The 25,931-nt window shown below is 73.2% G+C and carries 17 protein-coding genes and 1 pseudogene; 13 read left to right on the top strand and 5 right to left on the bottom strand.

Annotated features, from left to right (window positions below; genetic code table 11):
* The first annotated feature begins 45 nt into the window (after positions 1-45).
* The 4 genes and pseudogenes from QPK52_RS07570 to QPK52_RS07585 all read left to right on the top strand — a co-directional run bounded on the left by QPK52_RS07570 (position 46) and on the right by QPK52_RS07585 (position 2,325).
* Positions 46-906: an SDR family oxidoreductase gene (locus QPK52_RS07570; protein WP_410536354.1), complete on the top strand. Its 861-nt coding sequence runs from the start codon at positions 46-48 to the stop codon at positions 904-906.
* Positions 907-981: 75 nt separating this feature from the next.
* Positions 982-1,159, top strand: a pseudogene (locus QPK52_RS07575) (beta-ketoacyl synthase N-terminal-like domain-containing protein); the annotation flags it as partial.
* A 114-nt stretch (positions 1,160-1,273) separates the two neighbouring features.
* Entirely contained in the window at positions 1,274-1,594 is a 321-nt protein-coding gene (locus tag QPK52_RS07580; protein WP_410540245.1) for a hypothetical protein, read from the top strand.
* Positions 1,576-2,325 carry a vWA domain-containing protein gene (locus QPK52_RS07585; protein WP_410536356.1) on the top strand — a complete coding sequence of 250 codons (750 nt, stop codon included), beginning with the start codon at positions 1,576-1,578 and terminating at the stop codon, positions 2,323-2,325. Before QPK52_RS07580 ends, QPK52_RS07585 begins: the two co-directional genes overlap by 19 nt.
* 22 nt (positions 2,326-2,347) lie before the next feature.
* Here the strand turns inward: QPK52_RS07585 and QPK52_RS07590 are convergent, their stop codons facing one another.
* From QPK52_RS07590 to glgX, 3 genes are all read right to left on the bottom strand, one after another.
* Entirely contained in the window at positions 2,348-3,355 is a 1,008-nt protein-coding gene (locus QPK52_RS07590) for a hypothetical protein (RefSeq protein ID WP_410536357.1), read from the bottom strand.
* Between the two features lie 236 nt (positions 3,356-3,591).
* Positions 3,592-3,822, bottom strand: coding sequence for an EF-hand domain-containing protein (locus QPK52_RS07595; protein WP_410536359.1), 231 nt, complete (start codon positions 3,820-3,822; stop codon positions 3,592-3,594).
* Positions 3,823-3,906: 84 nt separating this feature from the next.
* Positions 3,907-6,045 carry a glycogen debranching protein GlgX gene (gene glgX, locus QPK52_RS07600; RefSeq protein ID WP_410540246.1) on the bottom strand — a complete coding sequence of 713 codons (2,139 nt, stop codon included), beginning with the start codon at positions 6,043-6,045 and terminating at the stop codon, positions 3,907-3,909.
* Between the two features lie 369 nt (positions 6,046-6,414).
* On the opposite strand from glgX, the gene QPK52_RS07605 reads away from it, so the two are divergent.
* Positions 6,415-7,182 (top strand): enoyl-CoA hydratase/isomerase family protein, encoded by a 768-nt coding sequence (locus QPK52_RS07605; protein WP_093661829.1) that lies wholly within the window; start codon positions 6,415-6,417, stop codon positions 7,180-7,182.
* Between the two features lie 227 nt (positions 7,183-7,409).
* The gene (locus QPK52_RS07610; protein WP_410536361.1) at positions 7,410-7,934 is read left to right on the top strand and encodes an ATP-binding protein; all 525 of its coding nucleotides are present in this window, start codon (positions 7,410-7,412) and stop codon (positions 7,932-7,934) included.
* Positions 7,935-7,939: 5 nt separating this feature from the next.
* Here the strand turns inward: QPK52_RS07610 and QPK52_RS07615 are convergent, their stop codons facing one another.
* A complete protein-coding gene (locus QPK52_RS07615; RefSeq protein ID WP_093661833.1) occupies positions 7,940-8,248 on the bottom strand; it encodes a hypothetical protein in 309 nt (102 codons plus the stop codon).
* A 148-nt stretch (positions 8,249-8,396) separates the two neighbouring features.
* Here QPK52_RS07615 and QPK52_RS07620 point away from each other — a divergent pair, with 148 nt between their 5' ends.
* The 3 genes from QPK52_RS07620 to QPK52_RS07630 all read left to right on the top strand — a co-directional run bounded on the left by QPK52_RS07620 (position 8,397) and on the right by QPK52_RS07630 (position 14,542).
* Positions 8,397-10,292 (top strand): ABC transporter ATP-binding protein, encoded by a 1,896-nt coding sequence (locus QPK52_RS07620; RefSeq protein WP_410536362.1) that lies wholly within the window; start codon positions 8,397-8,399, stop codon positions 10,290-10,292.
* Positions 10,289-12,208: an ABC transporter ATP-binding protein gene (locus QPK52_RS07625; RefSeq protein ID WP_410536364.1), complete on the top strand. Its 1,920-nt coding sequence runs from the start codon at positions 10,289-10,291 to the stop codon at positions 12,206-12,208. The genes QPK52_RS07620 and QPK52_RS07625 overlap by 4 nt, the downstream gene beginning before the upstream one ends.
* 357 nt (positions 12,209-12,565) lie before the next feature.
* Positions 12,566-14,542, top strand: coding sequence for a M4 family metallopeptidase (locus QPK52_RS07630; protein ID WP_410536366.1), 1,977 nt, complete (start codon positions 12,566-12,568; stop codon positions 14,540-14,542).
* A gap of 128 nt (positions 14,543-14,670) precedes the next feature.
* Here the strand turns inward: QPK52_RS07630 and glgP are convergent, their stop codons facing one another.
* Complete coding sequence (glgP, locus tag QPK52_RS07635; protein WP_410536368.1) at positions 14,671-17,259, bottom strand: alpha-glucan family phosphorylase; 2,589 nt, start codon at positions 17,257-17,259, stop codon at positions 14,671-14,673.
* A 412-nt stretch (positions 17,260-17,671) separates the two neighbouring features.
* Between glgP and QPK52_RS07640 the strand changes: the two genes are divergently transcribed.
* From QPK52_RS07640 to glgB, 4 genes are all read left to right on the top strand, one after another.
* On the top strand, positions 17,672-19,699 hold the full coding sequence (locus QPK52_RS07640; protein WP_410536369.1) for an alpha-1,4-glucan--maltose-1-phosphate maltosyltransferase: 2,028 nt from the start codon (positions 17,672-17,674) through the stop codon (positions 19,697-19,699).
* Complete coding sequence (gene treS / locus QPK52_RS07645; RefSeq protein ID WP_410536371.1) at positions 19,686-21,383, top strand: maltose alpha-D-glucosyltransferase; 1,698 nt, start codon at positions 19,686-19,688, stop codon at positions 21,381-21,383. Before QPK52_RS07640 ends, treS begins: the two co-directional genes overlap by 14 nt.
* A gap of 228 nt (positions 21,384-21,611) precedes the next feature.
* Positions 21,612-23,072 carry a maltokinase N-terminal cap-like domain-containing protein gene (locus QPK52_RS07650; protein WP_410536372.1) on the top strand — a complete coding sequence of 487 codons (1,461 nt, stop codon included), beginning with the start codon at positions 21,612-21,614 and terminating at the stop codon, positions 23,070-23,072.
* Positions 23,073-23,100: 28 nt separating this feature from the next.
* Positions 23,101-25,875, top strand: a complete 2,775-nt coding sequence (gene glgB, locus QPK52_RS07655) for a 1,4-alpha-glucan branching enzyme (protein WP_410536374.1) — start codon at positions 23,101-23,103, stop codon at positions 25,873-25,875.
* Positions 25,876-25,931: the final 56 nt, after the last annotated feature.

A 25,931-nucleotide genomic window follows, 5' to 3' on the forward strand; every position in this document is an offset into this window, starting at 1 on the left:
GAAACAGTTCCTGGTGACAGGAGCCACCGGCTTCCAGGGCGGGCCGTGGCCCGGCTGCTGGCCGACCGGGGACACGCCGTACGAGGCCTGGCCCGCCGCCCGGGGGCCGGGGCGGCTCCCACGTCCGCCGCCGTCGACTACGTGTCCTGCGACCTGGGCGCCGCGGACGAGGTACGCCGTGCCTTCGAGGGCGTCACCCACGCCTCCGTGGTGATGCCACTGGTGTACGACTCCGAAACGGTGCTGCGCTACGCGCGGAATATCGCCGACGCGGCACGTGAGGCGGGAGTGGAACGGCTCGTCTACAACGTCAACACCCCGCTGCCGAAGGAGACCACTGCGTACGCCGCGTTCGAGACCCGCCGCGCGGCGGAGTCCGTCCTGCGCGAGAGCGGCGTGCCCACGGTGGTGTTGCGCCCGCCGGTGTACCTGGACAACCTGTTCAGCCCGTGGAACGGCCCGGCGCTGGTCAACGACGGCGTGCTCGCCTACCCGCTGCCGGCCGGGCAGCCGGTGGCGTGGATGTCGCACGGCGACCTGGCGGCGGCGACTGCCGCGGCCATGGAGGGGGAGGACCTGGCGGGACAGGTGATCGGCGTCGGCGGGGCCGAGGTCGTCACCGGCCCGGAGCTGGCCGAGGCCTTCTCCTCGGCCCTGGGGCGAGAGGTGTCCTACCAGCAGCTCGACGTCGACCACTTCGAGGCCGGCCTGGCCCAGCTCCTGGGCGCCGAGTCGGCTGCCGGGGTCGCGGGCATCTACCGCTACGCCGCCGACGGCGGGGACCCGGACCTGCTCGCCCCGGACCCGACCGGGGTCGAGCACACGCTGGGCATCCGGCTGATCCCGATCGTCGAGTGGGTCAAGGCCCAGCCCTGGGAGCACTGGGCGGTCAAGAACACCGGCTGACGCCGGACAGGGAGGAACTGCAGTTCCACAGGGGGATGGAAGTGAGTACACCGAGCGCGCGGCCCGAGTGTGACGGTGGACGCCGCCCAGGCCTCTTCCCTGACCGCCGTCCACCTGGCCTGCCTCAGCCTGCGCAGCGGCGAGTCCACGCCGGCGCTGGCCTGCGGCGCCACTCGTCCTCGGCCCGGCGGCGAGCGCCATGTACGCCCGGGCAGGTGTGCTTTCCCCCGACGGCCTCTGCAAGTTCGGCGACGCGAGGGCCGACGGCTTCGTACGCGCCGAGGGGATCGGCGTGGTGGTCCTGAAGCCGCTCGGCCGCGCCCTCGCCGACGGGGACCGGGTGCGGGCGGTCCTGCTGGGCAGCGCCGTGAGCAACGACGGCCGCAGCGAGGAGCGGATCACCACCCCCTCCCGGACCGGGCAGGAACTGGCGATGCGCTGGGCGTACGAGGACGCCGGGCTCCCACCCGGAACCGTCGACTACGTCGAGGCGCACGGCACCGGCACCCGCATCGACGCCGTCGAACTGGCCGCGCTCAACGAGGTCCTCACCGATGGACGTCCGCCCGGCCGCCGCTGCCTGGTCGGCTCCGTGAAGACCAACATCGCGCACTGCGAGGCCGCGGCCGGTACCCTCGGCGTCCGCGACACCGAGCACAGGGGGGCGTCATGGCCGTCGACTACGTGAAGAGGCCTGGTTCCGGGTCCGGATCCGCGATCAGTCTGAAGAAGGTGGAGGCCACCGCACCCGGGCTGGTGAGCCTGTACAAGCAGGCCGCGGTCAGCCTGGAGAAGCACCGGCTGTCCGGGCAGCGCGCCGCGGTCTACCTGGTGCTGGACCGCTCCGGGTCGATGCGGCCGTACTACCGCGACGGCACCGTCCAGCACCTGGCCGAGCAGGTCCTCGGACTGGCCGCGCACCTGGACGACGACGGGCGGGTGCCGGTGGTCTTCTTCAGCACCGGTGTGGACGGGGTCGCCGAGGTGGCGCTGGAGGACTACGCCGGGCGCGTCGAGGCCCTCCACTCCCGTCTGGGGCACATGGGCCGCACCAACTACCACCTCGCGATGGAGGCGGTGATCGACCACTACCGGGCGAGCGGTTCCACCGATCCGGCGCTGGTGGTCTTCCAGACCGACGGCGGCCCCACCTCGAAGGCCGCCGCCGAGCGCGTGCTGTGCGAGGCCTCGCGCCTGCCGCTGTTCTGGCAGTTCGTCGGGTTCGGGGAGGACGAGTTCCGCTTCCTGCGGAAGCTGGACGACCTGCCCGCGCCGGGGAAGCGGGCGGTGGACAACGCCGGGTTCTTCGCGGCCGGCCCCGATCCGCGCGCCATACCCGACGCGGAGTTGTACGACCGGCTGACCGGCGAGTTCCCCGACTGGCTGCGGGCCGCCCGGGACGGCGGCATCGTGCGCTGACCCGGGCGGCCGGCGGCCCGGGTCAGCGGCGGCCCGTCCACAGGTAGGTGACGGTCACCCAGCCGTTGTCGCGCAGCCCGACATCGCGGAAGGTGCCGTCGGCCAGGTCGATGCCGGCGGGGTTGAGCACCCGGCGGCCCTTCCCGTCGCGTCCGCCGTTGTAGCCCGTGTAGTACGCGGCCTCCGCCTCGGGCACCCCTCGCGGCAGGTCGCGGAAGGTCTGGCGCACCGAGGACGGGTTCCAGTAGTCGTCCCGGATGTTCCAGGGCCCGACGTCCCACACGGGGGCGGTCACGCAGCGGGCCGGGCCGCAGACCCGCACCGAGTACTCCCTGCCGCCCTTGCGCGACAGGCCCCGCCGGGAGGGCAGGGCCACGAACCGGTCGTTCTTCCGGATGACGTGCCCGTTGGCGGTGGTACGGCCGACCAGGCCGATCCGGGTGGCGAAGACCCGGGCGCCGTACGCGGCGGCCGCCTGCGGCTCCGGCCGGGCGTCCGGGTCGGTGTCGGCCCTCACCTCCAGGCCGCGCAGCCGGATCGCGCCCTCGGGGTCCCACATCGCCAGCCGGACCTGGACGGTGGTGACGGCGCGCGGCAGGACGGCGGCGCCGCCGCCCGCGCCGCCCGCCTCGCGCCACTCGGTCCACGGGCCGCTCCCGTCGCGTCCGCGGACGTCGAAGGCGATCCCCGATCCGTCGGGCACCTGTCCGGTGGGCCTGATCCGGATCCGGTTGGCCTGCCGGTCGAGCCGGTGCGGGGCCAGGACCTGGACGCCGTAGTCGCCGGTCGTGCGCAGTTCCCCGCCGGCGTGGCGGACGCCGCTGTCGTCGGCGTCCACCCGGGACAGATCGGCCGCCCAGGTCTGGACGGGGCCGGGCGCCTCGCGCGCGGCCGGGGCGGGGGCCGGGGCGGCAGGCGGTGCGAGACCGAGGCAGAGCAGGGCCACGGCCGGCAGCGCGGTACGCGTGGCGCGGAGCGATCGGGGGGCCCGGGGCGCGGAGCGGTGGGGGGCTGGGCGTCTGGTGCGCATCGCGGTCCTTCTGTGTCGTGCCGCGCGCCCGGACCCGGTCGGGGGACGGGGCCGGGCTCGGCGGGTTCGGTGGACGCGGCGGACCGGATGGGTTCGTCGGTACCGCCGCACCGGTCGGTGCCACATGGGGTGCACCGACCGACAAAAGCCACTTATGACACAGAAAAGCGGGGCGGTCACCCTGGGTTGCTCCCTGTGGTGACCGCCCCGCCGCGCCACGGGCGGCGCGGCGCGCCCTACGCCGAACGGGTGGCGGCCTTCTGGCGGGCCTGCCAGAACTCCTCGAAGGACAGCAGTCCGTCGCCGTCGCTGTCGTGCTGGTCGATCAGGGTCTGGGCCATGTCCACGGTGAGGGTGTAGTCCCCCAGCTCGCCCAGCACCTTGCGGAACTCCGCCGCGGTGACCAGCCCGTCCCCGTCCAGGTCGAAACGGTCGAACGCCTCGCGCGCGGTCTCCATGTCGGCCATCGCCTGTCGTCCCCTCCCTCGTTCGGTCGTGACGCGCACACCCTAGCGGGTCGTCACTCCCACCACTCGGGTCACTCGCATATCTCACGACATCACACGCCACACCAGCACCGAGCGCGCCGGGAGCGCGACCGCCTCGCCCGCCGGGTGGACCGTGCCCGGCTCCTCCCGCTGCTCCTCCCGCGCGGTGTCCACCAGCAGCTCGTACGCCTGCCCCCACGGCGGCCCCGGCAGCTTGAAGCCTCCGTCCTCGTGTCCGGCGTGGAGGACGACCAGGAAGCTGTCGTCGACGACCGGGCCGCCCAGCTCGTCGCGCTGCGGGATGTCCCTGCCGGACAGGTACATGCCCAGCGTGGCACCGGGCGCGTACCAGTCGGGCTCGCTCATCTCCTGGCCGCTCCCGGTGAACCAGGCCAGGTCCCGCAGCCCCTCCGGGCCGTGCGCGCGCCCGGAGAAGAAGGCCTTGCGCCGCAGGACCGGGTGGGAGCGGCGCAGCGCGATCAGCCGCGAGGCCAGGGCGTACAGCTCGCGCCAGGCGGGCTCCTCCAGCAGCGACCAGTCCACCCAGCCGATCTCGTTGTCCTGGCAGTAGGCGTTGTTGTTGCCGCCCTGGGTGCGGCCCATCTCGTCGCCCGCCACCAGCATCGGCACGCCGGTGGACAGCAGCAGGGTGGACAGCAGGTTGCGCAGCTGGCGCCGCCGCAGGGCCAGGACCGCCTCGTCGCCGGTCTCCCCCTCCACTCCGCAGTTCCAGGAGCGGTTGTCGTCGGTACCGTCGCGGTTGTCCTCGCCGTTGGCCTCGTTGTGCTTGCGCTCGTAGCTCACCAGGTCGCGCAGGGTGAAGCCGTCGTGGGCGGTGACGAAGTTGACCGACGCGTACGGCCGCCGCCCGCCCCAGGCGTACAGGTCGCTGGAGCCCGACAGCCGGTAGCCCAGGTCCCGCACGTCCGGCAGGGCGCCGCGCCAGAAGTCGCGGACGGTGTCGCGGTAGCGGTCGTTCCACTCCGTCCACAGCGGCGGGAAGGCGCCCACCTGGTAGCCGCCCGCGCCCACGTCCCAGGGCTCGGCGATCAGCTTCACCCGGCGCAGCACCGGGTCCTGGGCGATGACCGCGAGGAAGGGGGAGAGCATGTCCACGTCGTGCATGGAGCGGGCCAGCGCCGCGGCCAGGTCGAAGCGGAAGCCGTCCACACCCATCTCCTGCACCCAGTAGCGCAGCGAGTCGGTGATCAGCCGCAGCACCTGGGGCTGGACGACGTGCAGGGTGTTCCCGCAGCCGGTGTAGTCGGCGTAGTGGCGCGGGTCGTCGGCCAGCCGGTAGTAGCCGCGGTTGTCGATGCCGCGCAGGGAGAGGGTCGGTCCCAGCTCGCTGCCCTCGGCGGTGTGGTTGTAGACCACGTCGAGGATGACCTCGATCCCGGCGGCGTGCAGCGCCCGGACCATCTCCCGGAACTCCCCCACCTGCCGGCCGCGCGTTCCGGTGGCGGCGTACGCGGCGTGCGGCGCGAAGTAGCCGATGGAGTTGTAGCCCCAGTAGTTGCGCAGGCCGCGGCGGAGCAGGTGGTCCTCGTGGGCGAACTGGTGCACCGGCAGCAGCTCCACCGCCGTCACGCCCAGTTTCACCAGGTGCTCGATCGCGGCCGGGTGCGCGAGCCCGGCGTAGGTGCCGCGCAGCTCGGGCGGGATGCCGGGGTGGCGCATGGTGAAGCCGCGCACGTGCAGCTCGTAGATGACCGAGTCGGCCCAGGGGGTCTTGGGGCGGCGGTCGTCGACCCACTCGTCCTCGCCTCCCGGCCCCGCGCCGAGGGCCGAGTCGACGACGACGCCCTTGGGCACGTACGGCGCCGAGTCCCTCTCGTCGCGCACGGTGTCGGCCAGGTGCCGCTGCGGCCAGTCGCGCACGTGGCCGTAGACCTCCGGCGGCAGGAGGTAGTCGCCGTCCACCGCTCGGGCGTACGGGTCCAGCAGCAGCTTGGCCGGGTTCCAGCGGGCGCCCGTCCACGGGTCCCAGCGGCCGTGCACCCGGTAGCCGTAGAGCTGCCCGGGGCCGACGCCGGGGACGAAACCGTGCCAGATCTCCTGGGTGTGCTCCGTCAGCGGGTACCGGGTCTCGTTGCCGCCGTCGTCGAAGAGGCAGACCTCGACGGCCTCGGCTCCGGCCGACCACAGCGCGAAGTTGGTGCCCGCCACCCCGTCCGGGCCGATGTGGTGGCGGGCCCCCAGCGGCTGGGGACTGCCGGGCCGGAGGGCGGGGGCGGCCGCAGGGGCCGCAGGGGCCCGGGTGTACCGGGACTCCCGGCGCGTCTGCTGTTCGGGTGCGCTCGACACGTCCGACACTTCGTGGCCTCCGGCGGCTCGCGGCGGGGGCGGGTTCGGGGCCCGTACGGCGTCCCTGCCGCGCGGGTCCGGCGCCCGGGTCTGGCAGGAGTGTTCCCGTTGGGGCCGCCCGCCTCACCCGTGTGATCGTCTTCTTTCCACCGCCCTGCTCCGGCCGGGTGAGGGCGGGGCGGGACCGGCCCGTGCCCGCCCCGGGGGCCCGCACGGCCGGGAGGCGGGGGACCGCACGGCGTTAACGGGGGCTAACCTGCCCCCATGACTGTGACTCTTGAGGTCGCCGAGGGCGTCGGCACCATCCGACTGAACCGTCCCCCCATGAACGCGCTGGACATCGCCACCCAGGACCGGCTGCGCGAGCTGGCCGAGGAGGCGACGCACCGCGACGACGTACGGGCAGTGGTGATCTACGGCGGGGAGAAGGTGTTCGCGGCGGGCGCGGACATCAAGGAGATGCGCGAGATGGACCACGCGGCCATGGTCGCCAGGTCCCGGGGGCTGCAGGACTCCTTCACCGCCGTGGCCCGCATCCCCAAGCCGGTGGTGGCCGCGGTGACTGGCTACGCGCTGGGCGGCGGCTGCGAGCTGGCGCTGTGCGCCGACATCCGGATCGCCGCCGACAACGCCAAGCTCGGGCAGCCCGAGATCCTGCTGGGGCTGATCCCCGGCGCCGGCGGCACCCAGCGGCTGTCCCGGCTGGTCGGCCCCTCCAGGGCCAAGGACCTGATCTTCACCGGCCGCCAGGTGAAGGCGGACGAGGCCCTGGCCATCGGCCTGGTGGACAAGGTCGTGCCCGCGGCCGAGGTCTACGAGCAGGCGCACGCCTGGGCGGCGAGGCTGGCCGCCGGTCCGGCGATCGCCCTGCGCGCCGCCAAGGAGTGCGTCGACGCCGGGCTGGAGGCGGACATCGACACCGGGCTGGCGATCGAGCGCACCTGGTTCGCCGGACTCTTCGCCACCGAGGACCGTGAGACCGGTATGCGCAGCTTCGTCGAGGAGGGGCCGGGCAAGGCGAAGTTCCGCTGACTCCCGGTCGGCGGGCCGGCGGGCCGGTGGGTCGGCGGACCGGCTCACCGGCCCGCGGGAACCGGGCGGAGCACGGGGCGCGGAACGGCGCGCGAGCCGTTCCGCGCCCCGCCCCGGCGCACACGACCGGTGCGCAGAGGGCACGGCGAGCCCCCAACGGCCTGCCGCCGGACGGGAATTCGCGCTGTACGGCCGCAGGGCGGCCGTTTCGCGGCCATGATGGGCCCATGGCGGGAGTTGACACGGCGCGCACGGCATCGGCACCGGGGGAGGAACCGGCCCCCGCGATCCCCGGCGGCGGACTGGGCGGGACCGGCTCACTCGGCGAGCCGGCCGGGTCCGCCGATACGGCCGGGTTCGGCGACCCGGCCGCCGCGGAGGTACGGCTGCCCAACCGCCCCGAGTCCGCGCGCACCGCGCGCCGCCTCGTCCGCTCCGTCCTGCTGACCCGCTGGGGACTGCCCGAGGCCCTCACCGAGGACACCGTGCTGCTCGTCTCCGAACTGGTCGGCAACGCCGTACGGCACACCGGGGCCCAGTCCCTCGGGCTGCGGCTGCGGCGGCAGCCCGGCCGGATCCGCGTGGAGGTGCGCGACCCCTCGCGCGGACTGCCCTGCCTGCTGCCCGTCCACGAACTCGACGTCAGCGGGCGCGGGCTGTTCCTGGTGGACCACCTCTCCGACCGCTGGGGCGTGGACCTGCTGCCGCTGGGCAAGACGACCTGGTTCGAGCTGCGGGCCGAGGAGCCCTGACCGCCTCAGCGCCCCGCGTACCGCCGCGCGCCCGCCCGGCGCCGCCGGTCGTTGCACAGCAGGCACCGCCCCCAGCCCGGCGGCAGCGGATCGTCCTTGTCCCCGTACAGCGGATCGACCGCTCCGCGCGGATGCTCGCGGCAGCCCGTGCCGCCGCGGTCCTCCCCCAGCGCCCGGGCCGCGTCCAGCGCCCGGCGCAGCGCGTCCGCCAGCTGGTCCGCCTGCTCCGCCGAGGGCTCGCCGTCCAGCGTGAAGACGATGTCGGACGCCGTGTGCAGCGCGGCCCGCAGCTCTCGTAGCTCTGCCTGACTCATACCGGGCAGCGTAGGGGCCCGCACCGACAGCCGCCCGCGGCCCGGGGATCGCACCCCAGGGCTCGCGGAACGAGGCGGGCCCGGCCGTCAGTCCTACGGCGGAAAACCGAGTGTGTCCTGTCAGTGGTGAAACGTAGTCTCACTCGTGATGTCTGCCACCGCCGCCAGTCCACCGCGTCCCGATCCCCCGCACCCCGAGCCCGGCGGCCCCGGCCCCGGCGCGCCCGCCGGCCCCGCGGCACCCGCCGGGGAGCGGAGCCGTTCCGCCGTACGCTCGCTGCTGCGGCTGTGGCCCTTCGTCCGCCCGGTGCGGGCCCGGCTGTTCACGGCGGCGTTCGTCGCGGTCCTCGCCTCCTGCCTGGGCCTGGTCATCCCCCTGATCCTGAAGTGGATGGTGGACGGGCCGATCGCCGCCCGCGACACGGGCGGGGTGTGGCTGGGCGGCACCCTGCTGCTGGCCGTCGGTGTGCTGGAGGCCGCGCTGTTCGGGCTGCGGCGCTGGCTGGTGGCCCGTCCGCTGGCCGGGGTGGAGGCGTCGATGCGCGCCGCCCTGTTCCGGCACCTGCAGCGGCTGCCGGTCGCCTTCCACGACCGCTGGGCGAGCGGGCAGCTGCTGTCGCGCGCCACGGGCGACCTGCATCTGATCCGCCTGTTCCTGGCGTTCCCGCTCACCTTCCTGCTGGTGAACGGCACCACCATCGCCGTCGGCTTCGCCGTGCTGCTGTCCCAGGAGTGGACGCTGGGGCTGGTGCTGCTGGCCCCGGTGGCGCCGCTGGTGGTGTTCTGCTCGGTCTTCGAGACGAGGTTCTCCCTCCAGGCCCGCCGGGCCCAGGACCAGATCGGCGATCTGACCACGGTCGTGGAGGAGGCCGTGCTCGGCATCCGGATCATCAAGGGCTTCGGCCGCCACCGCAGCCAGGCCCGTGCCTTCCGCGAGCTCTCGCGGCGGCTGCTGGGCACCGAGCTGCGCAAGGCGCGGCTGCTGGGGGGAATCTGGGCGGCCGTCACGGCGCTGCCGGAACTGGCCATCGGCGCGACCCTGGTGTGGGGCACGATCCAGGTGGCCGACGGCGAGCTGTCGGCGGGCACCCTGGTCGCCTTCCTCACCACGGCCCTGGCACTGCGCTGGCCGGTGGAGTCCCTCGGCTTCCTGATCGCCATGAGCAACGAGTCGGCGACGGCGGCCGACCGCTACTTCGAGGTGCTGGACGAGCCGATTCCGCCGGACACCCTCGCCACCGGGCGCCCCTCCCCCGACCCGCGCGGGGAGGCGGAGGCCGCGCGGGACGGACTGCGCTTCGAGCGGGTGGTCTTCCGCCACCCGGACTCGCCCCCGGACGCCCCGCCCGTCCTGGACGGCGTCGACCTGCACATCCGCTCCGGCGAGACCATGGCCCTGGTCGGTGCCACCGGCAGTGGCAAGACCACGCTCACGGCCCTGATCCCCCGGCTGTACGAGGCGACCTCCGGCCGGATCACCCTCGACGGCCGGGACATCGCCGCGATGTCCCGCGAGGAGCTGCGCTCGCTGGTCTCCGTCGCCTTCGAGGAGGCCACGCTCTTCTCCGCCTCCGTGCGCGAGAACGTGCTGATGGGTGCGGCGGGGGATCCGGCGGAGGGGGACCTGGCCCGTGCTCTGCGGGTCGCCCAGGCCGAGGAGTTCACCGCGGCGCTGCCGCGGGGGCCGGAGACCCAGGTCGGCGAGCAGGGGCTGAGCCTGTCCGGCGGGCAGCGCCAGCGGCTGGCGCTGGCGCGCGCCGTCGTGGGCCGTCCCCGCTTCCTGGTGCTGGACGATCCGCTGTCCGCGCTCGACGTCCACACCGAGGCGCTGGTGGAGGCCGCCCTGCGCGAGGTGCTGGCCGGCACCACCGCCCTGGTGGTGGCGCACCGGCCGTCCACGGTGCTGCTGGCCGACCGGGTCGCGCTGCTGTCGCGGGGCCGGATCGCCGCCGTCGGCACCCATGCCGAACTGCTGCGCTCCAGCGCGGAGTACCGCCATCTGATGTCCGGCGAGCAGCACGGGCAGTGCGAGGAGGAGCGATGACCGCCACCGTCACCGAGCCGTCCCCCGGAGACGGGGACGCGCGGGACTCACGGGGCGCGCAGGCAGCGCCGTCCGGACCTCCCGGACCGCCCGGCCCGTCGGAGGAGTCCGAGCGGCCCGATGCGTCCGACGCCTTCGACCGCGATGTGCTGCCCGCGCCGAAGGGCGCCTCGCTCCGGCTGCTCGGCTCGCTGCTGCGCCCGCTCCGGCCGCGGGTCGCGGTGGCCGCCCTCCTGCTGCTGCTCCAGCAGGCCGCCGTACAGGCCGGGCCGCTGCTGGTCGCGTACGCCATCGACCGGGCGGTGCCCGCCCTGCGCGCCGGCGACGGCGGGCCGCTGGCCGCCGTCGCGGCGGGGTACGCGGTGTGCGCGCTGTCCTCGGGCGGCCTGCAGTACGCCTTCGTCCGCGCCGCCGCCCGAGTCAACCAGAGCGTGCTGCTGGAGCTGCGCGGCCGGATCTACCGGCACGCCCAGGAACTCAGCGTGGACTTCCACGACCGCTACACCTCCGGGCGGCTGATCTCCCGCGCCACCACCGACGTCGAAGCGCTGCGCGAGCTGCTCGACGAGGGCCTGCAGGAGCTGCTGGGCGTGATCCTGTCGGTGGTCTACATCTGCTCGGTGCTGCTCTGGCTCGACCTCGGCCTGGGCGGCGCGGCCCTGCTCTCCTTCGTCCCGCTCCTGCTGATCGTGCGGAACTTCCGGCGCCGCTCGATGCGGGTCTACCGCAGGAAGTCCACGGCCACCGCGGCGATGATCGTGAAGTTCGTGGAGACCATGAACGGCATCCGCCCCGTGCAGGCGTTCCGCCGCGAGCGGGCGGGCGAGGCGGAGTTCGGCCGCCTCAACGACCGGCATCTGCGGTTCAACGGGGACGCCATCCTGGAGATGGCCCGCTATGTGGTCTCCTCCCGGCTGGTGGCCAACACCGCGCTCGCCGCCATCGTGCTGTGGGGCGCGTACCGGGTGGCGTCCGGCTCTCTGGAACTGGGCGTGCTGGCCGCGGCGGCGCTGTACCTGCGGCGGCTGTACGACCCGATCGACCGGCTGGGGATGTTCCTCAACTCCTACCAGGCCGCGGCGGCCTCGCTGGAGAAGATCGCCGGGCTGCTCGCCCAGGCGCCCGGCGTCCCCGAGCCGGAACGCCCCCGGCGGCTGCCGCGGCCGGCCGGCGGGCGCCCGGGCCGTGCCGTGGTCTTCGAGGGGGTGCGCTTCGCCTACCGCACGGGGGGCGAGGTGCTGCCCCGCTTCGATCTGGAGATCCCGGCCGGGCAGACGGTCGCGGTGGTCGGTTCCACCGGCGCGGGCAAGTCCACCCTGGCCAAGCTGCTGGCGCGCTTCTACGACCCCACGGCGGGCCGGGTCCTGCTGGACGGCACCGACCTGCGGGAGCTGGCCACCCCCGAACTGCGGCGCGGGGTCGTCATGGTGACCCAGGAGGCGTTCCTGTTCTCGGGCACGGTCGCCGACAACATCGCGATCGGCCGACCGGAGGCGACCCGGGAGGAGATCGAGCGGGCGGCGCGGGCGATCGGCGCCCACGACTTCATCGCCGCCCTCCCCGAGGGATACGACACCGACGTGCGCAAGCGCGGCGGCCGGATCTCCGCCGGGCAGCGCCAGTTGGTCGCCTTCGCCCGGGCGCTGCTGGCCGATCCGGCCGTGCTCATCCTGGACGAGGCGACCTCCTCCCTGGACATCCCCGGTGAGCGCGCGGTCCAGCGGGCCATGGACACGGTGCTGCGCGGGCGCACCGCCGTGGTGATCGCCCACCGGCTGTCGACGGTGGAGATCGCCGACCGGGTGCTGGTCATGGATGCGGGGCGCATCGTCGAGGACGGCTCGCCGGCCGATCTCATCGCGGGCGACGGCCGCTTCGCCGGGCTCCACCGCGCCTGGCGCGACAGCCTGGCCTGACGGGCCGTCCGGCGGGCCCCGGGCGGACCGCCTGACGGGACGCCTGGCGGGACGCCTGACGGTGTCCCCTCCGGCGGGCCGCATCCGCCGGAGGGGACACCCCCGCACCCGGCCTCCGTCAGCCTGGCAGGGGCCGATGACGGTCCGGTTTCGCCGCCGTTTCCCTCGTGTTCGGTCATCGGACAGCGATTTTCCGACAGCGGACAGGTTCCGGCCATTTTCTTGACCTGACCCTGTCATCACCACCGTTTCGGTGTCACTCTCTCCACGCTGTGCACGGCCGCCTCCCCCCACGGGCCCCACACCCGCAGGCGCACCATCTCCGTCCCCACACCGCTCTCCAGCGAGGAGTTCAGCGTGACAGGCAGATCCACCCCCCGCAGACGCGCCACCGCCGCCGGCGTCCTCGTCGCCGCCTCGGCGCTCCTGGCCGTCGGCCTCCAGGCACAGGTCTCCACCGCCGCGCCCCAGGCCAAGCCCGACCCCGGCGCCCTCTCGGTCAAGCTCTCGCCCTCCCAGCGGGCCGAGCTGCTCCGCGACGCGGAGGCCGGCAGCTCCGCCACCGCCAGGGCCCTCGGCCTGGGCGCCAAGGAGAGGCTCGTCGTCCGCGATGTCGTCAAGAACGCCGACGGCACCGTCCACACCCGCTACGAGCGCACCTACGACGGACTGCCCGTGCTCGGCGGCGACCTGGTCGTCGAGGAGTCGCCCGGCGGTGCGATAACCGAGGTCGCCAAGGCCACCACGGCGAGGATCGCCGTCCCCACCACCACCGCCCCGGCCTCGAAGAAGCCCGCGAAGGCCGCGGCCGAGGGCAGCAGTGCCCCCCGCAAGGTGGTCTGGGCCGCCGACGGCGAGCCCGTGCTCGCCTGGGAGCGCGTGGTCGGCGGCACCCAGGAGGACGGCACCCCCAGCGAGCTGCACATCGTCACCGACGCGGCCACCGGCGAGAAGCTGGCCGAGTGGGAGGGCGTGCACACCGGCACCGGCGAGAGCATGTACAGCGGCCGGGTCACCCTGGGCACCAGCGGATCCAGCGGCGCGTACACCATGACCGACGCGGGCCGCGGCAACCACCGGACCTACGACCTGAACGGCGGCTCCTCCGGCACCGGCACGCTGTTCTCCGACGCCGACGACCTCTGGGGCAACGGCTCGCCGTCCAACCGTCAGACCGCCGGTGTGGACGCCCACTACGGCGCGGCCCTGACCTGGGACTACTACAAGAACGTCCACGGCCGCAACGGCATCCGCAACGACGGCAGGGCCCCCTACAGCCGCGTGCACTACGGCAACGCCTACGTCAACGCGTTCTGGACGGACTCCTGCTTCTGCATGACCTACGGCGACGGCGCGAACAACGCCAAGCCGCTCACCTCCATCGACGTCGCCGCCCACGAGATGACCCACGGCCTGACCTCCAACACCGCGGGCCTGCGCTACAGCGGCGAGTCCGGCGGCCTGAACGAGGCGACCTCCGACATCTTCGCCGCCGCCGTGGAGTTCAGGGCGAACAACAGCTCGGACCCCGGCGACTACCTCGTCGGCGAGAAGATCGACATCCGCGGCAACGGCACCCCGCTGCGCTACATGGACAAACCCAGCCGGGACGGCAACTCCAAGGACTACTGGTACTCCGGCATCGGCAGCGTGGACGTCCACTACTCCTCGGGTCCGGCCAACCACTTCTTCTACCTGCTCAGCGAGGGCAGCGGCGCCAAGACCATCAACGGCGTCGCCTACGACTCGCCGACCTCCGACGGCAAGCCGGTGACCGGCATCGGGATCGCGGCCGCCGAGAAGATCTGGTTCAAGGCGCTCACCGAGAAGATGACGTCGACGACCAACTACGCCGGCGCCCGCACCGCCACCCTCTCCGCCGCGGCCGACCTGTTCGGCACGGACAGCGTCCAGCACAAGGCGGTGGCCCACGCCTGGGCCGCGGTCAACGTCGGCTCCCGGCCCGACGACGGCGGCAGCGAGCAGCCGCCCGGCGACAACGTCTTCGAGAACACCGACGACCACGCCATCCCGGACCCGGGCACCGTGGAGTCGCCGATCACGGTGAACAGGTCCGGCAACGCGCCCAGCACCCTGAAGGTGGACGTGGACATCGTCCACACCTACCGCGGTGACCTCGTCATCGACCTGGTGGCCCCGGACGGGAGCACCTACCGGCTGAAGAACAGCTCCTGGGACTCGGGCGACGACGTCCGGGCCTCCTACACCGTCAACGCCTCCTCCGAGGCGGCCTCCGGCACCTGGAAGCTGCGCGTCCAGGACGTCTACCGCACCGACTCCGGCTACATCGACAGCTGGAAGCTGACGTTCTGATCCGCATCCCGGTCCACGGTCCGCCCCACGTCCCGGCCCGCCCTCCGGGCCGGTGAACGCGGTGGGTACGCAGACGGAAGGGGAGCCGCGCCATCGGCGCGGCTCCCCTTCCCCGTGTCCCGGCCGGCTCAGCGCAGCAGCACCCCGGCGGCCTCCCGGGCGCCGAGGCCGTCCGGCGGCAGGGTCACCAGGCCCATCTCGGCCGGGCTCGCCAGCAGCGGGTGTGAGGGCAGGACGCGGACGGTGTAGCCGAACGGCCCGGTGCGGTCCAGCGCCAGCGGCCCCTCGTACAGCCAGCTCCCGTCCTCCTCCGGCCCGCCGGAGGGCTTGAGCGGTACGCGTACGGCGTCGTCGCCCGCGATGGAGTCCGACTCGTCCACCCGGCCCGCGACCGCCTGCACCTCCACGTCGCCCGGCTCCAGGCCGCCCAGGGCCACCCGCACCCGCAGCGACAGCGAACCGCCCAGCTCGACGGACTCGCAGACAGACTCCACATGGTCGACCGCCACGCGCGGCCAGCCCGCGCGCACCCGGGCCTTCCACTCCGCCAGCCGTCCGGCGGCGCCGGCGTCGGCCTCCAGCGCCCGGTGGGCGTGGGCGGCGGGGGTGTACAGCCGCTCGGTGTACTCGCGCACCATGCGGTCGGCGAGCACCTTCGGCCCGAGCCGCTCCCGGGTCTGGCGGACCATCTCGATCCACCGCTCGGGCAGCCCGTCGCCGGCCGGCCCGCGATCGTAGAAGCACGGCGCCACATGCTCGCGGAGCAGTTCGTAGAGCGCCGCGGCCTCTATGTCGTCGCGCCGCTCGCGGTCCTGCGCGCTCTCGTGCGCGGCGCCCAGGCCGCCGCCGTCGGCGGTCGGGACGGCCCAGCCGAAGTCCGGCTCGTACCACTCCTCCCACCAGCCGTCCCGCACCGAGAGGTTGAGGCAGCCGTTGAGCGCCGCCTTCATCCCGGAGGTCCCGCACGCCTCCAGCGGGCGCAGCGGGTTGTTCAGCCAGACGTCGCAGCCGGTGTAGAGCTTCTGCGCCATGGCCATGCCGTAGTCGGGCAGGAAGACGATCCGGTGGCGTACCCGGGGGTCGTCGGCGAACCTCACCAGCTCCTGGATCAGCCGCTTGCCGCCGTCGTCGGCCGGGTGCGCCTTGCCCGCGACGACGAGCTGGACGGGCCGGGTGGGATGCAGCAGCAGCTCGGTGAGCCGCTCGCGGTCGCGCAGCATCAGCGTCAGCCGCTTGTAGGACGGGACGCGGCGGGCGAAGCCGACGGTGAGCACGTCCGGGTCCAGGACGCCGTCGATCCAGCCGAGTTCGGCGTCCGAGGCCCCGCGCTGCCGCCAGGAGGCGCGCAGGCGCCGCCGCACCTCGTGCACGAGCCGCTCGCGCAGGGTGCGGCGGACCTGCCACAGCCCGGCGCCGCCGGCGTCGGCGGGCAGCGCCCGCATCTCGTCGGCGGTCCAGGTGGGGGCGTGCACGCCGTTGGTGATGGAGGTGATGGGCACCTCGGCGGCGTCGAAGCCCGGCCACAGCCCGGCGAACATCTCCCGGCTGACCGAGCCGTGCAGCGTGGAGACGCCGTTGGCGCGCTGGGCGAGCCGAAGGCCCATCACGGCCATGTTGAACAGCCCCGGGTCGCCGCCGGGATAGGTCTCGGTGCCCAGCCGCAGCACCTGCTCCACGTCCACGCCGGGCAACTCGCCGTCGTCGCCGAGGTGGCGGGCGACCAGAGCGCGGTCGAAGCGGTCGATGCCGGCGGGGACGGGGGTGTGGGTGGTGAACACCGTCCCGGCGCGCACGGCCTCCAGTGCGGTGTCGAAGGGGACGCCCTTCCCGCTCATCTCCCGGATGCGCTCCAGGCCGAGGAAACCGGCGTGCCCCTCGTTGGTGTGGAACACCTCGGGCGCGGGGTGGCCGGTGACGCGGCAGTACGCGCGCACCGCCCGCACCCCGCCGATGCCCAGCAGCATCTCCTGGAGCAGCCGGTGCTCGCTGCCGCCGCCGTAGAGCCGGTCGGTGACATCGCGTTCACGCGGGGCGTTCTCCTCCACGTCGGAGTCGAGCAGCAGCAGGGGGACGCGGCCGACGCGGGCCTGCCAGACGTGGGCGCGCAGGGTGCGCCCGCCGGGCAGCCGCAGATCCACGCGGACCGGTGCGCCGTCCGGCTCGCGCAGCAGTTCCAGCGGCAGCTCGTTGGGGTCCAGGACGGGGTAGTGCTCCTGCTGCCAGCCGTCGCGCGACAGGCTCTGGCGGAAGTAGCCGTGGCGGTACAGCAGGCCCACCCCGATCAGCGGGACGCCGAGGTCGCTGGCGGCCTTGAGGTGGTCCCCGGCGAGGATGCCGAGCCCGCCGGAGTACTGGGGCAGGGCGGCGGTGATGCCGAACTCGGGAGAGAAGTAGGCGACGGCGGCGGGCAGTTCGCCCTCCGCGCGCTGGTACCAGCGCGGCTCGGTCAGGTACTCCCGCAGATCTCCCGCGGCGGCGGACAGCCGCTCCAGGAAGTCGCGGTCGTGGGCCAGCTCCTCCAGCCTCCGGGCGGACAGGGTGCCCAGCGTCCGCACCGGATCGCCGCCGGACGCCCCCCAGCCGTCGGGGTCGGCGCCGCGGAAGAGCTCTCTGGTCTCGGGGTGCCAGGACCAGCGCAGGTTGTGCGCCAGGTCGCTGAGCGGTCGTAGGGGTTCCGGAAGGACGGGACGTACAGAGAATCGACGAATGGCCTTCACACCTCGACGGTAGCCGGATCTCCCCCCTTTTCGCCCTGTAACCGGGAATCACGTCCCCAACGGCTCCATAGGAGCATATGCGCGCACTCGTCGTGCGCCCGCGCACCGCCTCCCCCGGCCCGCCGCCTGGCACCGGGTGCCGCCACCGGCGCGAAGACGGAAGGAGTTTCCCGGCCCATGGCGGGAACGGTCAGATTGGGCACGTTTGCTTACGAGTAGTTCACGTTGAGGCGGATGCCCGTCCCACCCGGGCGGGCAGTCTCTCCTCCTACCGCCCTTCCCGGGTTCTCCCGGAACAACCGTCACGCCAGCCGAGTGAAAGCGGACAGGAGCGGCCATGCCCCCGGCCCGTCAACGGTCTGTGGAACAGATAGAAAGAACAAAACCATCCGTAACGCCACCAGGTGATCCAATGATCGGTCGCATCCCCGTACTGGACGTCCATCCGCTCGTCGACTGCGGGCGCCGCCCGGCGAAGGCCGTGGCAGGCGAGACCTTCCGGGTCTCGGCCACGGTCTTCCGCGAAGGCCACGACGCGGTCGGCGCGAACGTCGTCCTGCGCGACCCGAGCGGGAACCCGGGCCCGTGGACCCCGATGCGGGAACTGGCGCCGGGCACCGACCGCTGGGGCGCCGACGTCACCCCCGGCTCGGAGGGCCGCTGGTCCTACACCGTGGAGGCGTGGGGGGACCCGGTCGGCACCTGGCGGCACAACGCGAGGATCAAGGTCCCGGCGGGGATCGACGCCGAGCTGACCCTCACCGAGGGTGCGCTGCTGCACGAGCGGGCCGCCGCGGGAGTGCCCGAGGACGACGGCCGCGCGGCCGTCCTGGAGGCGGCGGAGGGTCTGCGCGACGCCTCCCGCCCGGTCGCCGCGCGGCTGGCCGCGGCGCTGGCGCCCGAGGTGGTGTCCGCGCTGGACCGCCACCCGCTGCGCGAGCCGGTCACCGCCACCCGTCCCCTGCCGCTGCTGGTGGAGCGGAAGAGGGCGCTGTTCGGCTCCTGGTACGAGTTCTTCCCCCGCTCGGAGGGCGCGGTGGTGCGGGAGGGCGAGCCGCCCGTCTCCGGGACCCTGCGCACGGCCGCCGAGCGGCTGCCCGCTATCGCCGACATGGGCTTCGACGTGGTCTACCTGCCGCCCGTCCACCCCATCGGCGAATCGTTCCGCAAGGGGCCCAACAACTCCCTGACCGCCGGCCCCCACGACGTGGGCAGCCCCTGGGCCATCGGCTCGGCCGCCGGCGGGCACGACGCGATCCACCCGGACCTGGGCACCTTCGAGGACTTCGACCGCTTCGTGGCGCGCGCCCGCGAACTGCGCATGGAGGTGGCCCTGGACTTCGCGCTGCAGTGCTCCCCGGACCACCCCTGGGTCAAGGAGCACCCGGAGTGGTTCCACCACCGCCCCGACGGGACGATCGCCTACGCCGAGAACCCGCCGAAGAAGTACCAGGACATCTACCCCATCGCGTTCGACGCGGACATGGACGGGCTCGTCGCCGAGACGGTGCGGATCCTGCGGATGTGGATGTCCCACGGGGTGCGGATCTTCCGGGTGGACAATCCCCACACCAAGCCGGTCGTCTTCTGGGAGAGGGTGATCGGCGAGGTCAACGGGACCGATCCCGACGTCGTCTTCCTGGCCGAGGCCTTCACCCGCCCGGCGATGATGCACACCCTCGCCAAGATCGGCTTCCAGCAGTCCTACACCTACTTCACCTGGCGCAACGGCAAGGACGAGCTGACCGAGTACCTCACCGAACTCTCCGGGGACGCCGCCTCGTACATGAGGCCCAACTTCTTCGTCAACACTCCCGACATCCTCAACGAGTACCTCCAGAGCGGCGGCCGCCACGCCTTCGAGGTCCGTGCGGTGCTCGCCGCGACCCTCTCTCCCACCTGGGGGGTCTACTCGGGCTACGAGCTGTGCGAGTCGACACCGGTCAGGCCGGGCAGCGAGGAGTACCTTGACTCGGAGAAGTACCAGCTCCGCCCGCGCGACTGGGCGGCCGCGGAGCGTGCGGGCACCACCATCGCCCCGCTCCTCACCGAACTGAACCGGCTGCGCCGCCGCCATCCGGCACTGCAGGAGCTGCGCAACCTGCGCTTCCACCACAGCGACAACCCGTCGATCATCGTCTACTCGAAGCACTGCGCACACCCGTACGCCGACACGGTTCTCACGGTGGTCAACCTCGATCCCCACCACACCCACGAGGCCACGGTCTCGTTGGACCTGGCGGAACTCGGCCTCACGCCCGCTCAGGCGAGTGGCGCCGACCTTTTTCCGGTGCGCGACGAGCTCACCGGCGAGACCTATCACTGGGGCAGGGACAACTATGTGCGCCTGGAGCCGGGCCGTGCCGCGGCGCCCGCGCACATCCTCTCCCTGCGACCGTCCCCACAGACCGGAGGGTCACCCAACCATGACCGTCAATGAACCCGTCATCGACACGTTCGAGGACACGCCCGCCAAGGACCGCGATCCCGATTGGTTCAAGAGGGCCGTCTTCTATGAAGTGCTGGTCCGGTCCTTCCAGGACAGCAACGGCGACGGCATCGGCGATCTGAAGGGCCTCACCGCCCGGCTCGACTACCTGCAGTGGCTGGGCGTGGACTGCCTCTGGCTGCCCCCGTTCTTCAAGTCCCCGCTGCGGGACGGCGGCTACGACGTCGCCGACTACACCTCCGTGCTCCCCGAGTTCGGCGACCTGGCCGACTTCGTGGAGTTCGTGGACGCCGCGCACCAGCGCGGCATGCGGATCATCATCGACATGGTCATGAACCACACCAGCGACCAGCACCCGTGGTTCCAGGAGTCCCGGCGCAACCCCGACGGGCCCTACGGCGACTACTACATGTGGGCCGACGACGACAAGCAGTACCCGGACGCCCGCATCATCTTCGTCGACACCGAGGCGTCCAACTGGACGTTCGACCCGGTGCGCAAGCAGTACTACTGGCACCGCTTCTTCTCCCACCAGCCGGATCTCAACTACGAGAACCCGCAGGTCCAGGAGGAGATGATCTCGGCACTGAAGTTCTGGCTGGACCTGGGCATCGACGGGTTCCGGCTGGACGCGGTCCCCTACCTGTACGCGCAGGAGGGCACCAACTGCGAGAACCTCCCGCAGACCCACGAGTTCCTCAAGAAGGTCCGCGCCGAGATCGACGCCCACTACCCCGACACCGTGCTGCTGGCCGAGGCCAACCAGTGGCCGGAGGACGTCGTCGACTACTTCGGCGACTACTCCAAGGGCGGCGACGAGTGCCACATGGCGTTCCACTTCCCCGTCATGCCGCGCATCTTCATGGCGGTGCGGCGCGAGTCGCGCTATCCGGTCTCCGAGGTCCTGGCCAAGACCCCGGCCATCCCCTCGGGCTGCCAGTGGGGCATCTTCCTGCGCAACCACGACGAGCTGACCCTGGAGATGGTCACCGACGAGGAGCGCGACTACATGTACGCGGAGTACGCCAAGGATCCGCGGATGCGCGCCAACATCGGCATCCGGCGGCGGCTGGCCCCGCTGCTGGACAACGACCGCAACCAGATCGAGCTGTTCACCGCCCTGCTGCTGTCCCTGCCGGGCTCGCCGATCCTGTACTACGGCGACGAGATCGGCATGGGCGACAACATCTGGCTGGGTGACCGGGACGCGGTGCGCACCCCGATGCAGTGGACGCCCGATCGCAACGCGGGCTTCTCCTCCTGCGATCCGGGCCGGCTGTTCCTGCCCACGATCATGGACCCGGTCCACGGCTACCAGGTCACCAACGTCGAGGCCGCCATGAGCAGCCCCTCGTCGCTGCTGCACTGGACCCGCCGGATGATCGAGATCCGCAAGCAGAACCCGGCATTCGGGCTCGGCACGTACACCGAACTGCCCTCGTCCAACCCGGCGGTGCTCGCCTTCCTGCGCGAGTACGGGGACGACCTGGTGCTGTGCGTGAACAACTTCTCGCGGTTCCCGCAGCCGACCGAGCTGGATCTGAACGCCTTCAGCGGACGCCATCCGGTGGAGCTGATCGGCGGGGTGCGGTTCCCTCCCATCGGGGAGCTGCCGTACCTGCTGACCCTCGCCGGGCACGGCTTCTACTGGTTCCGGCTGCGCGAGCAGGCGTGAGGCGGGAGTAGGGCAGGCATGGACGGCGGCGGCCCGGGAACAAGCCAGGACACGGATTGGGCCCGGGCCGCCGCGGGCAGTATTCCTCCCACCGCCGATCGCACCGCTCACAGGAGTTCGCTAGCCCGCTTGGTGGGTACTCCCCGACACGTCCCGCACCGCCGGACAGCCACAGCCGCAATCCGGGACACTCTGCCGTACCTTTCGTGTGCCCGGGGAAAGGACGCCATGTCGGACAGCTCCTCGCCGCGCGCCGCCGTCGTCGCCACGCGCGAGCCGGAGGGCGCGGCGCTGCTGCGTTCGCTCACGCCACTGCTCACCGAATGGCTTCCGCGGCAACGCTGGTTCGCCGGGAAGGGGCGGCCCGTCAGCGGGTTCGCCCTCGTCGCCGCCACCGAGCTGCTGCCGTGCACGAGCGGGGCCGCGCCGGGCCTGCTGCACCTGCTCGTCCGGGCCCGCCAGCCCGGAGGGCCGGAGCAGACCCATCCGGTTCCCGCCGACTGCTACCAGTTGCTGCTCGGCGTGCGCGACGCCCTGCCGCCGCCGCTGGCCGGGTCCCTGATCGGCCACCCCGCCGACGGGCCGCTGGCCGGCCGCACGGTGTACGAGGCCCTGCACGACCCGCGGCTGGCCGCCGTACTTCTGGAGCGGCTGCGCTCCCCCGGCCGGCTCGGCCCGCTGCTCTTCCAGCGGGAGCGCGGCACCACGATCCCGCAGGGGCTGCCGCCCAGGCCGCTGAGCGTGGAGCAGTCGAACTCCTCGGTGGTCTACGGCGACAGCCACATCCTCAAGCTGTTCCGCCGCGTCAGCCCCGGCGTCAACCCCGACCTGGAGCTGCCCCTCGCTCTGGCCCGGGCCAGGTCGGACCGGGTGCCCGCGCCGGCCGCCTGGTTCGAGGCGCGCCCCGGCGAGCGCCCCGGCGAGGGCGGCGAGGCGGGCGAGCCGATGACGCTGGGCGTGCTCCAGCCCTTCCTCCCCGGCACCAGCGACGGCTGGCAGCTCGCGCTGGATTCGCTGGCGTCGCACGGCGACTTCTCCCCCTCCGCGCGTACGCTGGGCCAGGCGATCGCCGAGGTGCACACCACACTGGCGCAGGCCCTGCCGGTGACGGCGCTGGGGCGCCGCCAGCTGGAGTTCATCGCCTCCGGCATGAACGAGCGCCTGGAGGCCGCGGCCGCCGCCGTGCCCGCCCTGCGCCCGTACCGGGGGAAGCTGCACACCGTCTTCGACGCCGTCGCCGGGCTCGGCCGCGGCGGACGGTCCTGGTCCGCCCAGCGCATCCACGGCGACCTCCACCTGGGCCAGGCGCTGTGCGCGGGGGACGGCGGCCGCTGGTCGATCATCGACTTCGAGGGCGAGCCCGCCCGCCCCATCGCCGAACGCCGCCGTCCCCAGCCGGTGGTGCGGGACATCGCGGGCATACTGCGCTCCTTCGACTACGCGGCGTGCCAGCACGCCCGCTCCTCCCCCGAAGAAGCCGGGTGGGCCCGCGAGTGGTCCGAGAAGAACCGTGACGCCTACTGCTCCGGCTACGCCGACGCCTCCGGCTCCGACCCGCGCGACGAGGACGTCCTGCTGCGCGCGTACGAGACGGACAAGGCCGTCTACGAAGTGCTCTACGAGGCCAGGCACCGCCCCGCCTGGCTCGCCATCCCGATGTCCGCCGTCCGGCGGCTCGCGGACACCTGAACGATTCCGTGCACAGGAGGCCCCTTCCGTGACCCCCCGTCCCGACAGCCGACCGTTCTCCGAAACCTCCCCGCGGCCCGTCCGCACCGGCGGCCGGGACGAGGACGCCGTCCCGGCCGCTTCCCCCGGAGCCGCCGGCCCGAAGGACCCGGCCGGAGACCCGGCCCCCTCCGGGGGAGAGGCCGCCGTGCAGAAGGCCGCGGCGAAGAAGGCCGCCGCCAGGAAGACCGCGGGCGGGTCCGCCGGGAAGACCGCCGCGAAGAAGACGGCCGTCAAGAAGGCCGCCGCCGGGTCCGCCGGGAAGGCCGTGACGAAGAAGGCGGTCACGAAGAAGGCCGCGGCGAAGAGGACCGCGAAGAAGGCCGCCGCCGAGCCCGCCGGGAAGACGGCCGCGAAGGCCACCGCGAAAACCGCCGGGAAAACCGCCGGCAAGAAGGCCCCGGCGAGGAAGGTCGCGGCCGGGAAGCCGGCGGCGTCCGAGCCCGTGGCGCTGCGCCGGGACGAGCCTCTGAAGGACCACGCCCCCAACTGGCCCGGCGCCCGCCCGCCCGCACCGCGCCGGAGCGACGACGCCCCGGCCGGGCAGGACGTCGGGCGCGCCGCCGCGCTCGACCCCGGCGAGCGGCAGCGCCTGCTGCACGGCTCCCACCACGACCCGCACACGGTGCTCGGCGCGCACCGGGTGCCCGGCGGGGTGCTGTTCCGGGCGCTGCGGCCGTACGCCCGCTCCGTCGCCGTCCTGGCCGGGGGCGTGCGGGCCGAGCTGCACGACGACGGGGACGGGCTGTTCTCCGGCGTGCTCCCGCTGGCCGCCGACCCCTCGATGCCCTCCTACCGGCTGCTGGTGCGCTACGGGGAGGAGCCCGGCGAGGACGAGGTCGAGACCGAGGACCCGTACCGCTTCCTGCCCTCGATCGGCGAGCTGGACCTGCACCTGATCGGCGAGGGCCGCCACGAGGAGCTGTGGCGGGCGCTGGGCGCGCGCCCCATGACCGTCGACGGGGTGGCCGGCACCCGCTTCACCGTCTGGGCCCCCAACGCCCTGGGCGTGCGGGTCGCCGGGGACTTCAACTACTGGGACGGGACGGCCTCCCCCATGCGCTCGCTGGGCGGCAGCGGCGTGTGGGAGCTGTTCCTGCCGGGGGTCGGCGCGGGCGCGCTGTACAAGTTCGACATCACCCGCGCGGACGGCTCGCACACCCTGCGCGCCGATCCGATGGCCCGCCGCACCGAGACCCCGCCGGCGACCGCCTCGATCGTGGAGGAGTCGGCGTACACCTGGCACGACGAGGAGTGGCTGGCGCGCCGCGCCGAACGCGCTCCCCACCAAGCGCCCCTGTCCGTCTACGAGGTGCACCTGCCCTCCTGGCGCCCCGGGCTGACCTACCGCGAGCTGGCCGAGCAGCTTCCGGCGTACGTGAAGGACCTGGGCTTCACCCATGTGGAGCTGATGCCCGTCGCCGAGCACCCCTTCGGCGGCTCCTGGGGCTACCAGGTCACCGGCTTCTACGCGCCCACCGCGCGCATGGGCACCCCCGACGACTTCCGGTACCTGGTGGACCGCCTCCACCAGGAGGGCATCGGGGTGCTGATGGACTGGGTGCCCGCGCACTTCCCCAAGGACGAGTGGGCGCTGGCCCGCTTCGACGGCACCGCCCTGTACGAGCACTCCGACCCGGCCCGCGCCGAGCACCCGGACTGGGGGACGCTGGAGTTCAACTTCGGCCGCACCGAGGTCCGCAACTTCCTGGTCGCCAACGCCGTCTACTGGTGCGAGGAGTTCCACATCGACGGCCTGCGCGTGGACGCCGTCGCATCGATGCTCTACCTGGACTACTCGCGCGAGCCCGGCCAGTGGACCCCCAACGTGTACGGCGGACGGGAGAACCTGGACGCGGTGGCCTTCCTGCAGGAGATGAACGCCACCGTCTACCGCCGCTGCCCCGGCGTGATCACCGCCGCCGAGGAGTCCACCGCCTGGGACGGCGTCACCCGTGCCACCCACCACACCGGGCCGGGCGGCTTCGGCGGGCTGGGCTTCGGCTTCAAGTGGAACATGGGGTGGATGCACGACTCCCTGGAGTACATGGTCAAGGAGCCGGTCCACCGCAAGTACCACCACAACGAGATGACGTTCTCGATGGTGTACGCCTACTCGGAGAACTACATCCTGCCCATCTCCCACGACGAGGTGGTGCACGGCAAGCGGTCGCTGGTGTCGAAGATGCCGGGCGACTGGTGGCAGCAGCGGGCCGACCACCGGGCGTACCTGGCCTTCATGTGGTCCCACCCGGGCAAGCAACTGCTTTTCATGGGCCAGGAGTTCGCCCAGGGATCGGAGTGGTCGGAGGCGCACGGGCCGGACTGGTGGCTGCTGGACCCGGCGTACTCGGCCGCCGGCGACCACCAGGGGGTGCGGGACCTGGTCCGCGACCTCAACCGCGTCTACACCGCCACGCCCGCTCTGTGGGAGCTGGACACCGATCCGGCCGGCTTCTCCTGGATCGAGGGGGGCGCGGCCGACGACAACGTCTTCGCGTTCCTGCGGTACGCCGCCGACGGCTCGCCGCTGATCGCCGTCTCCAACTTCTCCCCCGTCGTCCGGCACGACTACCCGATCGGCGTCCCCGAGGGGATCGCCGCCTGGCGGGAGGTGCTCAACACCGACGCCGCGCGGTACGGCGGGAGCGGCGTGGGCAATCCCGGGACGCTGAAGGCGGACGCGGCCCCGGCGCACGGCCGTCCGGCCGGCATCGCCCCGACACTGCCGCCGCTGGCGACGATCTGGCTCGTTCCCGCCTGACCGGCGACGAGCCGCGGCGGCCCTGTCCCGGGGGAACGGGACAGGGCCGCCGCGGG

The sequence above is a fragment of the Streptomyces sp. KL2 genome (assembly GCF_046529545.1).
GTDB classification, from domain to species: Bacteria; Actinomycetota; Actinomycetes; order Streptomycetales; family Streptomycetaceae; genus Streptomyces; species Streptomyces radiopugnans.

Bases quoted from the DNA above. Each gene is read 5' to 3' on its own strand.
- QPK52_RS07585 (WP_410536356.1), top strand. From the start codon at position 1,576: ATGGCCGTCGACTACGTGAAGAGGCCTGGTTCCGGGTCCGGATCCGCG.
- QPK52_RS07590 (WP_410536357.1), bottom strand. From the start codon at position 3,355: ATGCGCACCAGACGCCCAGCCCCCCACCGCTCCGCGCCCCGGGCCCCC.
- QPK52_RS07595 (WP_410536359.1), bottom strand. From the start codon at position 3,822: ATGGCCGACATGGAGACCGCGCGCGAGGCGTTCGACCGTTTCGACCTG.
- QPK52_RS07605 (WP_093661829.1), top strand. From the start codon at position 6,415: ATGACTGTGACTCTTGAGGTCGCCGAGGGCGTCGGCACCATCCGACTG.
- QPK52_RS07610 (WP_410536361.1), top strand. From the start codon at position 7,410: ATGGCGGGAGTTGACACGGCGCGCACGGCATCGGCACCGGGGGAGGAA.
- QPK52_RS07615 (WP_093661833.1), bottom strand. From the start codon at position 8,248: ATGAGTCAGGCAGAGCTACGAGAGCTGCGGGCCGCGCTGCACACGGCG.
- QPK52_RS07620 (WP_410536362.1), top strand. From the start codon at position 8,397: ATGTCTGCCACCGCCGCCAGTCCACCGCGTCCCGATCCCCCGCACCCC.
- QPK52_RS07625 (WP_410536364.1), top strand. From the start codon at position 10,289: ATGACCGCCACCGTCACCGAGCCGTCCCCCGGAGACGGGGACGCGCGG.
- QPK52_RS07640 (WP_410536369.1), top strand. From the start codon at position 17,672: ATGATCGGTCGCATCCCCGTACTGGACGTCCATCCGCTCGTCGACTGC.
- treS (WP_410536371.1), top strand. From the start codon at position 19,686: ATGACCGTCAATGAACCCGTCATCGACACGTTCGAGGACACGCCCGCC.
- QPK52_RS07650 (WP_410536372.1), top strand. From the start codon at position 21,612: ATGTCGGACAGCTCCTCGCCGCGCGCCGCCGTCGTCGCCACGCGCGAG.